We start from the raw sequence: 12,610 nt of genomic DNA on the forward strand, positions 1-12,610 counted from the left end.
ATCGAAATGAATGAGAAAAGAGTGATCGACTTCCGCTTTGCTCCAGAACGGCCGCAAAGCTGCATTGGCTTGGTAGACGATGTCTATAAAACAATCCTGAGAGAAGACGGCAGTATCAATTTTGGTTTTGATCGTTTTCATGAAACAGATAACCTGCAGTTCTATATGCGCAATAATGATACAAAATATCCTGTGCATAGCAGAATTGTTGTAAACCGCGGATTTCAGTTTCGTTATAAACCTAGTATCACCTACCGTGACAAGCTGTTGGAGGTGAAACAGGACTTTGGAGATCCAGGAGCAGCGATCGTAACAACAGTAGAGGATTATGCAGCGAGCCGGGTTTCTTGGAAAGCATTTGCATGGCTGACTCCAAAGGGTGTGAGAGCTGATGTGGTCCTTTGGAAATTGGAGGCAAAGGAAAACTTTACAACCACCCGTGCGACAGTAGTACTGTCAGAATTGGGTTCTGCTGTAGATGGAACCTTTACGATTCAGGCTGCTCCGGGAGAAAAGACCTGTTCTGTAGAAGGGGTCAAACCATATCATTTTGCGGCAGGGGAGGTTAAAGAAGGCGCATTTTTCTTCGTATATGATGGAGAACTTTCAACAGAAGAGGCCACGCTGAACAGTGCAAAACAAGCTGAATTATGGGCAGCAGACTATTGGAAAACAGTAAAGCCGTTCCAAAAGAAATTTCAGATTCCTGATAATCAGATTATGGATATGCTGAAATCCTGTGGACGCAATATCCTACAGGCTAGAGAGGTCCATAAGAAGGTTTACACCTATCAGGTGGGACCGACCTATTATCGGGGATTATGGTTTGTGGACGGACATTCTATTCTGGAAAGTGTACATATGATGGGCCGGCATCAGGAGGCATATGCAGGGCTGCTTGCTGTGCTTGCTAATACTCATCCAGATGGATCGATTGAAATTATGAGTCCACATGATAAAGAAACCGGAATCGCGTTGGCGACAACTGTCCGACAATGTGAGATTATGGAGGATGATGAGCGGCTAACTGAGCTATGGCCGACGCTTTGTAGGGCGCTGGCCTATATCCAGGAACAGCGCAGACAGGCCCGAGCGCTTGGAAAGGACTATCCAGGATATGGCTTGTTCCCTCCGTGTTTAGGAGATGGAGGTATCAATATAGAAGCAGAATATACCACACCGCTATGGGTGATGCATGGATTAAAGGCGGCCTATGAAGCCGGAAAACGCTTAAATTTAAAGGGCTTTGAAGATTTTAAAGCCGAATTTGACAGCATTATGGAGGCTTTCCGGAAATGTGCAAAACGGGATACAAGGTATACGGATGACGGGATCGCGTATCTCCCGATGAGCATGCTGTCCCCAGACGAATTGGAACGCAAGGTAAGGGAGAATATCGATGATGATGGAATCATCAATCATGAGGTATATAAGCCCCAGACAGGAATATGGGCTTACAGTCAAGCGATCTATCCAGGAGAGGTCTTTGAACCAGATGATGCATTGGTATCAAATTTACTGACCCTGATGGACAGCGTTGACGATAGAGAAGGAATTCCGGAAAATACCGGTTGGATGTGCTGGAACGCCGTTTGGCCTTATGGAAGTATGTTTGATGCCTTGGCATGGCTGTATGCCGGACGGGGAGATAAAACGGCAGACTATCTCTATGCTTTTGCTAACCATGCTGCTCCTGCACGGTGTTGGAGGGAAGAACAGGCGCTTAAGGGGACCAATTCAGATGAAATGATTGGGGATATGCCGCACAACTGGGGTTCTGCAATGTTCATCTATGTGGCAAGGAATATGATTGTTATGGAGAAGAAGAATAATCTAGAACTTCTCGCTGGGCTGCCTAAAGAGTGGCTTCCAGATGGAAATACCCCTTTGATCCTGGAAGAGACCCCGACTCGATACGGCGCTGTAACCCTAACGCTTGAAAAAGACGGTGACCAATACCTTCTAAATTATGAACGCCAGGAAAACGGTCACCGCAGAGCATATTGCTGCATTGGGATGGCTCTGTAAGCGGTGTAAACTATATTCGTTCAGAGGAAGGCCATATAATGCTCAGCGGAGATATGGATTCATTTCGTGCTATCCTGCAGTAAGATTATTTATATGGAGTAGCATCCCTAGCATGTTGTTTGCGGCATGCTAGGGATCAACAATAACACTGATCGAGTAGAAAGGGGGGATGAGAAATGTACCGAATTGGAATTGACTTGGGCGGAACCAATCTTAAAATTGGGCTAATTGATCCAGATTATCGAATTGTGGACCAGTCGGTCTGTGAGACTCATGTTCAGGCAGGTGCTGATGGCGTTATAGAGAAAATCGTCTTACAGGTTCGAGATATTATCAGTAAAAATAATCTTTCCCCAAAAGAGATATTGGGTGTAGGGTTAGGGTGCCCGGGCGTGATAAACAGTAAAACGGGTACAGTGCTTTATTCCAATAATTTTAACTGGCACGATCTTCCGATTAGGAGTATTTTAAGCCAAAAGCTCAATCTGCCATTAGTAGTTACAAATGACGCTAAATGTGCCGCATTGGGGGAACTTATGGCAGGAAGCGCCATAGGATGCAAAAATATTGTATTGTTGACACTTGGCACCGGTGTCGGAAGCGGTATTGTGGTTAACGGGAAGCTTCTGGATGGGAGTGGCTGTGGTGGCGTTGCGGGGCATAATACGATTGTGCAAAATGGCAGACAATGCACTTGCGGAAGAAAAGGATGCTTGGAAGCCTATGCTTCTGCTACAGCGTTGATTTCTGAAACAAAAAAGCAATTACATATGCATCCGGAATCTTTGATTGCTGATCTGTGTGGGAGGGATCCTGAGAAAATTGATGGAAGGATTGCTTTTGAAGCTGCGAAAAGGGGAGATTCATATGGGCAACAGATTGTTGATGATTATATTGAGGCACTTGCAAACGGTGTATCCAATCTGGTGAATCTGTTTCGTCCCGAAAAGATCCTGCTTAGCGGGGGGATCTGCAATGAAGGGGATACGCTTTTGACACCTTTGAATAAAAAGGTGAAAGAATATTGTTTTGCCAACATCTATCTCTGTCCGCCGCCTGTGGAGATTGCAAGGCTGAAAAATACAGCCGGTATCATCGGCGCAGCATCATTAATTAATCTATGAGGTGAACAAAAACATGAAGTTTGATCCAGGGTTTAAGATTACACCGACCTCTGCCCCTCTCGGGTTTCAATACGGGCAGAGAGTTTTTGGGCCGCAGGTGGAAAATCGGACGTTAGATTCGATCCGTAAAAATTTGCGAGACCCTAATTGCACGGGACCTGACATTGTCTATTCAATTGCCATGGATGTCGGGTGTGAAGAGGATAGAGAGGAAATTGTAAAGCGAAATCTTTTATATGGAGCGGTGACCTATGCAAAAGGAAACCTGGGAGAAGAGCCTGTACGTTCACAGGGACACGTCCATGCAGTATCTCCATCATGTGGAATGTCAACCTGCGAAGTATATGAGATTTGGAGTGGAGCAGCTTATATCTATATGCAGGAAACTATGCAGGAAACGACAAGAGATTTCCCGGGAAGATGCTATGCGGTCTTAGCATATCCCGGAGAGGTTGTAGTTGTACCCCCAAATTGGGCACATTGTACCATCGTTGCTGATATTACGAAGAATATGAGCTTTGGCGCATGGTGTGTCCGCGATTTTGGTTTTGATTACAGCGGAGTACGAAGTCATGGCGGTGTGGCTTGGTTTCCGATCGTCAAAGATAATAATATTATATTTCAAAAAAATGATTCCTATCAAACGGAGGAATGCGTCGTTAAAAGACCGCGCCGGTATAGTGATCTGGGGATTGAAGCGGGTAAGCCGATTTATACACAATTTCAAGAAAATCCGGACAGGTTCCTTTTTGTATCGAACCCAAAACTTGCCGACTGGGAGCATTTCGTTCCGTAATAGAGAGACAAAGAGCGAAAAGTGCGGAGGAGGAAAGAAAATATGAAAGTGATTGAACCACAGGTGTTCCATAAGATTTATGAAGATGTAATACAAGGTGAACATGTAAAGGTTTATCAAAAATATCTTCGAGAAGCAACCGGGATCTATTCCGATACAACTGAAGTAGATCTGGATACGTTATTGTATACGGTGTACTCTTATGAAGCTGGTAGTCCTGAAAAAACAGGTGATCTTTATTGGGGGCTCACTATTTTAGAACCGGTAACAGTCAATGAAGAATGCAATATGACGCGAGGCCATTTTCATCTTGATCAAAATTGCGCTGAATTTTATTTCGGGGTCAGTGGAACTGGCTTATTGTTGCTGATGGACAAGAATGGAGAGACTTGGGCGGAAAAAATCACAAAAGGTTCTCTACACCATATTGACGGACAGCTCGCTCATCGTTTGATCAATATAGGTGAAGAACCATTAGGCGTTGGCGCCTGCTGGCCGACAACTGCCGGACATGATTATGGGGCGATCGAGGAAAAGCCTTTTCGATACCGGGTGTTTAAGAGAAATAAAAAAATTGTATTTGAAGAAAGCGAGTAACGTATGGGATATTTAGCGTTTCAAAGCGAATATGATAAATTTCCACAAACAATGGTAGCTGGATATGACGACCAGGCATACCAGGGGTGGGAAAGCATCAAAACAGTTGTGAAAACTGCTTTCAAAAATGGGGATATCTTGATGATAGACTGCTATCCGGGAACAGATGATCGGGAGATCCTTATAAATATTCAAGATGCGATCCAACCGGATTTGTTCATCAATATGGAAGATATTTTTTATGAAAGTAATAAATTGACGGACTTAATGAATTTTCATTTGACAGAGGACCGGGTTCGAGGAATCATGTATTATGGGACGATTTTAGATTTTATTGACAAGGAAAAACTAGAAGAAGCCCGGGAAAAGGTAAAAAGACATACCGGAAAGGCCTTGGTCTATGGATTTGGAGCGTCGTTGCTGTCGAAAGAAGGAACTCTGGTATATGCCGATATGGCACGATGGGAAATCCAGTTGAGATATCGAAAGGGAATGCCCAATTATAAACAACATAATTATGATGAGGACAATTTAAAAAAATATAAACGAGGATTTTTTATCGAGTGGAGGATCGCTGATCGACATAAATCCGGTTTATATGAAAGGATTGATTTTTATTTAGACACCAACACTAAAAATCATCCTGCAATGATAAGTGGAGCAGGATTCCGTGCGGGACTAAAACAAATTTCTGCTCAGCCGTTTCGCCTGGTTCCATATTTTGATCCAGGAGTCTGGGGCGGGCAGTGGATGAAAGAAGTGTGCCATCTTGATCCTGCGCAGGAAAATTTTGCATGGGCATTTGATGGGGTACCAGAGGAAAATAGCATCTACTTAAATTTTGGAGGAGTCAGGATTGAATCTCCAGCCATGAACTTAACCTTGTATCAGCCTAGAGAGTTTCTGGGACAGAAAAATTTTGCACGGTTTGGGGCGGAATTTCCGATCCGATTTGATTTTCTGGATACTATGGGTGGGCAAAACCTCAGCCTACAGGTTCATCCGCTGACAGACTATATTCATCACAAATTTGGGATGGCCTACACACAGGATGAAAGCTACTATATATTAGACGTCGGAGAAGGCGGCGGCGTATATCTGGGATTTAAAAATGGAATTGATCCTAAGCAAGTGGTTACGGACCTAGAAGAAGCGCAGCTGGGTAACATAAAATTTGATGCAGATAAATACGTTAATTTTTTCCCCGCAAAACAACACGATCATTACTTGATTCCAGCCGGTACAATCCATTGCTCTTCTAAAAACTGCATGGTGCTGGAAGTCAGCGCAACACCATATATTTTTACCTTTAAACTCTGGGACTGGGATCGGGTCGGTTTGGAGGGCAAGCCAAGGCCAATTCATATTGAGGATGGAAAACGGGTGCTTCAGTTTGACCGGACGACCCAATGGGTAAAGGATAATTTGATCAACCGTTTCCAGGAGTTGGAGAGTACACCGGACTATTCACGGATTAGGACCGGACTCCATGAATTAGAATTTATCGAAACTCAAGTATATTCCATTCAGACAAAAGTTCACATCCAATCTGATGGTGAAATGGCAATTTGCAATTTAGTAGAGGGGAAAGCAGCTGTAATTGAAAGTCCCGAAGGGGAATTTTCTCCTTATACAGTACATTATGCGGAAACTTTTATTATTCCAGCCAGCGCAGGGAATTATACTATACGGCCTAGGGATCAAGGAGAACCAGTTAAAGTTTTGCAGGCGCGTGTTAGAAATTGAAATTAATGGAATTCATATAAGCTTGGCAAGCATATATCCTTGTACCCGTTGGAACTAAGAGCAAAATAACAGCATAAATAAAACCAAAAAATTGAAAGAAAGGCGTTCTATTCTGAACGCCTTTCTCTATTTGTATACGGAGACTATTGGTAGAATCAGAACAAAAAATTTTATGTGTTTCCGGTTTTTTTCGGATGAGCATATTAACAGCCAAAATTAAAGTTTGATTACAAGTATTTTACCGATTTTCGTTCACGGATAAAGGTATCAAATAAGATGTGGCTGGCAGGAAACTGTTCGCTGTAAGGGTTACGCAAACGGTAGATCAGCTGGTCTACCAAGGCTGTGGAGATCTCCTCTAAATTATGGGCCATTGCAGTGATGTCGAGCAGTTGGACCCACTGGATGTCGCCGTATACAAAAAAGCTGATGTTTTCCGGAATCTGTAATCCGGTTGCCCGGATAGCACGGTAAGCATTTTCCTTATACACAGAGTTTGCCATAACTGCTGTAGGATGAAACGTCTGAATTTGATAAATGATTTCTTCGTAAGAATTTTCCTCCAAAACAATCAACTGCTTCTCTTTGCTGATATGATTTCGCTCCATGGTGTCCAGAAAAGCATTTAGCCGGTCAGCCCCTCCGACATATAGGATTTTTTGATGTCCGCGGTTAATTAAATATTGTGTTCCTGTAATAGTGGCCTGAATATCGTTGACACAAACGCTGTCTAATTCGGGGAGGACATCGGTCAAAAGTTGAACGATCACAATTTGAGAAGAAAGATGCCTCACATATGCCTGATTGTTTGGGTGGCATCCTAAAATAACCAGTGCGTCAACACGGGCGGCCGCCATGGATTCCAGACAATGATATTCGCTATTAGCCCCATCTGAAATAAAGCTGACCAACAAATGATAACCAAATTTTTTTAAAATCAGGTCCAGATGCTCCAGTAAGTCAACGTAAAATAAGTTGGTGAGCTTAGGGATTACGATCCCAACTGTTTTGGATTCGTTCTTTTTTAAGGAAATCGCAGCAGCATTAGGGATATAATGCACTTCGTTTGCATAAGCGAGTATCTTTTCCCGGGTCTTTTGACTGATTCGGGAATCTTTGTTAAACGCCCTTGATACAGTGGAATAAGAAACGCCGCAATGGGCGGCAATATCCTTTAAAGTAAGCATTTCAGCTTTCCTTTCCATATAATTTTAGTAAATTTAGTATATCATATAATTGGGGCTTATGCAAATAAATTCTTAAAACCTCTCCTAATTATTATATTCGTTTGCAATTATTGGAATTTTTGTCTGACGAATTGAATAAAAATATCAAATATATATTGTGATTTATTTACAAAATATATTTGATTGCAAATTGAAATGTTGACATTTTATGAATTTAGCGTTAGTATAAACACAAAGATTGGTGCAAAGGTTTGCATTAAACGATTACGAAAGGAAGATGACTATGAAAAAAGCTTCAATACTTCTGCTCCCTGTTTTACTGATGTCTATATTGGCCGGATGCGGTGACTCTAATGGGAACAGCGGTGCTTCTCAAACAGCTGATTCCGGTGAGAAACAAACATTAGTCGTGTGGAGCCGCGATACAGAGGACAGTCAGGTCGGCCGGGCTGTGGAAAGCGATAAGGCGGCTTTTGAAAAAGAAACCGGTGTATCGGTAGAATTGCTGCATATTGCTCATAACGACGTTGTTGCTAAATGGAACACTGCATTTGCCGGAGGGACTGCCCCTGATGTGATGGATGTCGGGGTATCTCACATTGTAGGGCGTGTAGAACTGGGACATCTACTGCCTTTGGACGATTATTACAACGCCTGGGAAGGGAAAGATGATCTGGCTTCCAGCATGGTAGAATACGGGAGCTACGATGGCAAAATCTATGGTTTGGCTTATAATGCCTCCCCTGCTGTAATGGCTTGGCGAAAAGATTACTTTGAGGAAGCCGGCCTGAACCCGGATTCCCCGCCTGCAAATTGGGAAGAATTTTTAAGCTATGCGAAAAAACTGACCCAAAGGGACGGAGACATCGTCACCCGGGGCGCTGTTGATCTTCCGGATACAAGAGGTGCCCATATTTTAGCACAGTTCTTTATGCAGAATGATATTTATGAGTCTACCTATAAAGATGGTCCAAACTTTACATCTGACGGGGCCTTGGAAGCGGCCGCTTTTCTTTCAGATATAGCGCCTTATGCCGTTCTTACCTCATCCGGAACTACTTCGGCCTTTGAAAAAGGGAATGCGGCAATGAATTTATGCATTGGCCCGGATCTTATCCAGAGTATGATCAAAGAGGATCCGTCTTTAGAAGGGAAAATAGGGTACGCTTCTTCCTTGACTAATGTAAAGGGCGGGATGCACTGTGGCGCATGGCTGTATTCGATCAGCTCTCAAAGCAAACAGCCTGATCTTGCATGGGATTGGATCGAATTTATTTTTACGAAGGAACGTGTAGAGGCGCGGATGAACGAAACGAATATGGTACCGCCATTGACTTCTATGTCTGAAGAATATAAAGAACTTGGCGGAGAGCTTTACGCTGCACAATTGGGGAACTTGGTTCAGTCGCAGGCGTATCCGAAACTATCCTGGACCAATATTTACGAAGAATCCCTGCATTTGGCATATGATGAGATTATTTATGCACAAAAAACACCGGAGCAGGCGATGCAGGATCTGGAAGCAGAGTGTAAAAACAAAATGTAGGATGTGTCATCATTTCAGAGATGATTCAGTTCAAAATCTCCCCGCAGAATTTTGTTGGGGAGATTTATGATAAAGGGAGTCAATAGACATGGCTAAGCTGATTAGATTTATGAAAAAGATGCCGGATAAATCAGGATACCTTTTGATTTTGCCGTTCTTTATTATTTTTATTTATTTTTGGATCACCCCGATCGTCAACGTGGTAACAGACAGCTTTACAGATTACCAGCTGTTTGGTGCAAAAAGCTTTACGGGAATCGACAACTATATCAAAGCTTTTTCAGATACAACTTTTGTCAAGGCGATGATCAACACGTTGTTATATACAGTAGGAACAGTTTTTCCAACCATGATACTTGGTTTTTTAATTGCCCAGCTGATGAATTCTTCTCTCGTTCGCACCAAGATCACCCGTACTTTTATGTTTCTGCCGCATGTGCTGTCAATGGTGGCAGTTTCCGTGATCTGGCTTTTGATCTATGATCCGGCTTATGGACATGCTAACCTTATTTTAAAGTTTTTTGGAATGTCCCCGTCCAAATGGCTGCAAAATCCGGATACGGCGTTGATTTCTATCATCATTATGTCTGTTTGGAAAGGGATTGGCTACAATATGATCATCAATTTAGCTGGATTGCAGAATATCCCCAGCTCCTTTTATGAGGTCGCCGATCTGGATGGGGCGAATTACTTCCAAAAAACATGGAAGATTACCTTGCCGATGATGAGCCCGACCACCTTTTTCCTGCTGGTAACAGGGTTGATCGGTTCGTTTAATGTATTTGAGCAGGTAAATGTTATGACCGGCGGCGGTCCGGCTAATGCCACTACCACGATCATCCATCAGGTTTACTTAAACGGATTTACGTATTTTAATATGGGATATGCTTCTGCACAAAGTGTGATCCTGATCGTCATTGTATTGATCGTTACAATGATCAATTTCAGGGTCAGTTCAAAATCCGCAGAAGTAGATATGGGGTAAGGATATGAATCGGACAATATTGAAAAAAATTCTTTTATACTTGTTGCTGATCGCGCTCAATCTGATCGTGTTGTTTCCGTTTTTGGTGATGATCGCAACGTCTTTGAAAAGCCTAAACGAAATCAGGGTCTCCCCCTATTCATTGGTCCCGAAAGAAATTCGGTTTGATAATTATATTTCCTTCTTCTAATCAGGAAATTGGGGGCAGTATTTCTATAATTCTGCTGTGGTAGCCGTTGTGACGACTGTTGTGTCCATTTTAACGAATGCGGTCGCCGGATATGCGTTTGCAAGACTTCATTTTTACGGAAGGAATTTCTTGTTTAAATTCACACTGATCGGGATGATGGTGCCCATGCAAACGGTCATGATACCGATCTATTTAAAGGTAAAGTCCATTCCTTTGGCCGGGGGGAACAACATTCTGGGACAAGGCGGCACAGGATTACTAAATACGACATGGGGAGTAATTGCCCCATTGCTGGCCGGTGCATTTGGGCTGTTTCTTTGCCGACAGTTTTTTGCAAATTTCCCCACATCATTGGATGAGGCAGCTAAAATAGACGGCTGTTCTAATATCAGGACTTTTTTTAGGATCTATCTACCGTTGAGCAAGCCGGTGTTGGCAACACTTGCTATCTTAAAGTTTACCGATGGCTGGAACCAGTATACATGGCCGCTGATCATTACCAACTCTGATGAGGGAAGGACATTGCAGCTTGCATTGGCGATGTTCCGAGGCTCCAGCGTGATTAAATGGGATCTGTTGATGGCAGGAACGATCATTACCTGTATTCCGGTGCTGATAATATTTTTAGCCTTGCAAAAATATTATGTGCAGGGTATTGTGACCAGCGGATTAAAAGGCTGATAGCTGATAGAAGAAAGGGCAGTTAACTTATGCAGAAACCGAATATAATTTTACTAAATATTGATGACTTGGGGTATGGAGATATTGGCTGTTACGGCTCAAAGCTGAATCGTACCCCGCATATTGATAAGCTGGCAGAAGAAGGGATTTTATTTACAGATTTTTATGCGGCTGCTCCGGTTTGTACGCCTTCACGGGCAGGTCTTATGACGGGCTGTTACCCCAAACGGATCGATTTTCAAAGCTTTGGAGTTTACGACAGTCAGGATCCACAGAAGAAAAAAGACGATTTTGTTGTTTTGATGCCCGGGCAGCCCGAGGGGTTAAACCCAAAAGAAAAGACGATAGCGGGTATATTGAAAGATGCCGGATATGCTACCCAAATGATCGGGAAATGGCATTTGGGGGATCAAAAAGAATATTCCCCCCTTCATTTTGGATTTGACCATTATTTTGGGATTCCGTACAGCAACGACATGGGATTGATGCCGGTCAATGACTTCTGGAGCCGTTACCATTACACAATGTGTCCTCTGCCGCTGGTACGGGATGATAAGCTGATTGAAGAGCAGCCCGACTGCGCCTCACTGGCGGAAAGATTTACAGTGGAAGCTGTAGATTTTATCCGGGATCATTCTGAACAGCCGTTTTTCCTCTATTTTGCTCATTATTATGTACATAATCCGCTTTATACGGCAGAACGTTTTCAAAAGGTTTCTGAGAATGGACAGATGGGAGCTGCGCTTGCCTCGATCGACTGGACCGTAAGCATGATAGAATATGAATTGGAAAGGTTGGGCTTGTCAGATAATACGCTGATTATTTTTATGTCAGATAACGGGGGCGATACCCGTTCTTGCAATGCTCCCTTGCGAGGGTATAAAGGCTCTACCTTTGAAGGAGGAGAGAGGGTGAACTGCATCATGAAGTGGCCGGAGATCATCAAAAGAGGAAGAGTAAGCAATGAAATTGTATCTATGATGGATATTTTCCCAACCTTTGCCGAGATAGTTGGGGTCTCTATTGACGATGGAATAAAACGGGATGGGATTTCAGTTCTGGATCTTTTAATAGATGAAAAACAGCACTCCAAAAGAAACACCTTTTTTTATTATGCAGCCAATGAATTGCAGGCGGTCCGCAAAGGGGATTATAAACTTCATTTAAAGACTGGCGAGCTTTATGATTTGAGAAAAGATGTTGGAGAAACTACTGATATTGCACACCAGTATCCTGAAAAAGCAGCAGAATTGGAGCAGATCGCTCAGCTATGCCGCGAAGATATAGGAGATAGCGCTACGGGAACGATCGGAAAGAACTGTCGTCCGAAAGGATTTGTAAAGGATTTTAAACCGATGACTTGTTTTGATCCGGAAAATCCATATATGATTGCTTTGTACGACTAGCAGGCGCCTAAAATTACCTTTTGATGTGATGCAAAAACAACGTATAATAAAACAGCGGAAAGAATTTGAAAACATAGAAGGCGTGGAGAACAAGAAAACATAAAAAGAAACACAGTTTCAAAAGCGAGTGAATGTAGCATATTGAACGCCAAATGTTATGTGGTTCTAGCATTGCTTTGACATAATAAATAAATGTTTTGGATAAAACATTATGGATGCCCAGATCAAACGTTGGAAGGATGGATCAATGTGAATATTGTTTTTAAATTTTTAGGCGGTTTCATATGGTTAGCCTAACCCTGTTCTGGAGAGATAAAAGGGAAT

At 42.8% G+C, this 12,610-nt stretch carries 11 protein-coding genes; 10 read left to right on the forward strand and 1 reads right to left on the reverse strand.

The genetic code is table 11. The annotated features are described in order from the left end of the window. Window positions 1-6: 6 nt before the first annotated feature. The 5 genes from CIB36_RS12480 to CIB36_RS12500 all read left to right on the forward strand — a co-directional run bounded on the left by CIB36_RS12480 (window position 7) and on the right by CIB36_RS12500 (window position 6,291). Window positions 7-2,028, forward strand: coding sequence for a hypothetical protein (locus tag CIB36_RS12480; RefSeq protein ID WP_093989851.1), 2,022 nt, complete (start codon window positions 7-9; stop codon window positions 2,026-2,028). A gap of 176 nt (window positions 2,029-2,204) precedes the next feature. Further along, complete coding sequence (locus CIB36_RS12485; RefSeq protein WP_093989852.1) at window positions 2,205-3,152, forward strand: ROK family protein; 948 nt, start codon at window positions 2,205-2,207, stop codon at window positions 3,150-3,152. A gap of 13 nt (window positions 3,153-3,165) precedes the next feature. Continuing rightward, entirely contained in the window at window positions 3,166-3,948 is a 783-nt protein-coding gene (locus CIB36_RS12490) for a glucose-6-phosphate isomerase family protein (RefSeq protein ID WP_093989853.1), read from the forward strand. Between the two features lie 42 nt (window positions 3,949-3,990). Next, complete coding sequence (locus CIB36_RS12495; RefSeq protein ID WP_093989854.1) at window positions 3,991-4,545, forward strand: glucose-6-phosphate isomerase family protein; 555 nt, start codon at window positions 3,991-3,993, stop codon at window positions 4,543-4,545. Between the two features lie 141 nt (window positions 4,546-4,686). After that, window positions 4,687-6,291, forward strand: coding sequence for a class I mannose-6-phosphate isomerase (locus CIB36_RS12500; RefSeq protein WP_229408248.1), 1,605 nt, complete (start codon window positions 4,687-4,689; stop codon window positions 6,289-6,291). 227 nt (window positions 6,292-6,518) lie between these two features. Here the strand turns inward: CIB36_RS12500 and CIB36_RS12505 are convergent, their stop codons facing one another. Continuing rightward, window positions 6,519-7,496 (reverse strand): LacI family DNA-binding transcriptional regulator, encoded by a 978-nt coding sequence (locus CIB36_RS12505; protein WP_093989856.1) that lies wholly within the window; start codon window positions 7,494-7,496, stop codon window positions 6,519-6,521. A gap of 265 nt (window positions 7,497-7,761) precedes the next feature. On the opposite strand from CIB36_RS12505, the gene CIB36_RS12510 reads away from it, so the two are divergent. From CIB36_RS12510 to CIB36_RS12525, 5 genes are all read left to right on the forward strand, one after another. Continuing rightward, complete coding sequence (locus tag CIB36_RS12510) at window positions 7,762-9,024, forward strand: ABC transporter substrate-binding protein (protein ID WP_158662703.1); 1,263 nt, start codon at window positions 7,762-7,764, stop codon at window positions 9,022-9,024. Window positions 9,025-9,112: 88 nt separating this feature from the next. Continuing rightward, the gene (locus CIB36_RS12515) at window positions 9,113-10,009 is read left to right on the forward strand and encodes a carbohydrate ABC transporter permease (RefSeq protein WP_093989858.1); all 897 of its coding nucleotides are present in this window, start codon (window positions 9,113-9,115) and stop codon (window positions 10,007-10,009) included. 4 nt (window positions 10,010-10,013) lie between these two features. Then, window positions 10,014-10,199, forward strand: a complete 186-nt coding sequence (locus CIB36_RS13575) for a hypothetical protein (RefSeq protein WP_229408249.1) — start codon at window positions 10,014-10,016, stop codon at window positions 10,197-10,199. Window positions 10,200-10,247: 48 nt separating this feature from the next. Continuing rightward, the gene (locus tag CIB36_RS12520; protein WP_229408250.1) at window positions 10,248-10,880 is read left to right on the forward strand and encodes a carbohydrate ABC transporter permease; all 633 of its coding nucleotides are present in this window, start codon (window positions 10,248-10,250) and stop codon (window positions 10,878-10,880) included. 29 nt (window positions 10,881-10,909) lie between these two features. Then, entirely contained in the window at window positions 10,910-12,286 is a 1,377-nt protein-coding gene (locus CIB36_RS12525; RefSeq protein WP_093989859.1) for a sulfatase family protein, read from the forward strand. Window positions 12,287-12,610 lie beyond the last annotated feature (324 nt).

This window comes from Massiliimalia timonensis, assembly GCF_900186585.1.
GTDB lineage: Bacteria > Bacillota > Clostridia > Oscillospirales > Ruminococcaceae > Massiliimalia > Massiliimalia timonensis.